This window comes from Sphingomonas sp. CCH9-E2, from assembly GCF_001557215.1.
Classification (GTDB): domain Bacteria; phylum Pseudomonadota; class Alphaproteobacteria; order Sphingomonadales; family Sphingomonadaceae; genus Sphingomonas.
The window spans coordinates 1-231 of record NZ_LSJM01000431.1 but is presented as its reverse complement, the minus strand read 5'-3'; the positions used below and the strand labels follow the sequence as shown (position 1 = coordinate 231).

Sequence of the window (231 nt, the reverse complement as noted above, 5' to 3'; positions counted from 1 at the left end):
GGCGACCCGCCACATCGTGATGCAGAATGAGGAAGCGGTGATCAGCCCGCCCTGGTCGATCCATATGGGCGCTGGCACCCGGTCCTATGCCTTCATCTGGGCGATGGCGGGCGAGAATCAGGACTATACCGACATGAACGTGCTGGACATCTGCCAGCTGGCGTAACCCTCCCCTCCCGCTTGCGGGAGGGGCCGGGGGAGGGGCTGTCCTCTCTGCCGCACCGCTCCCGA

The 231-nt window shown here is 65.8% G+C and carries 1 protein-coding gene; it reads left to right on the top strand.

Translation table 11 applies throughout. From position 1 onward, the window contains the following. Nucleotides 1-166 (top strand): 5-deoxy-glucuronate isomerase (locus AX681_RS21640; RefSeq protein ID WP_197424329.1); only part of this gene is annotated, 166 nt, incomplete at its 5' end. Nucleotides 167-231 lie beyond the last annotated feature (65 nt).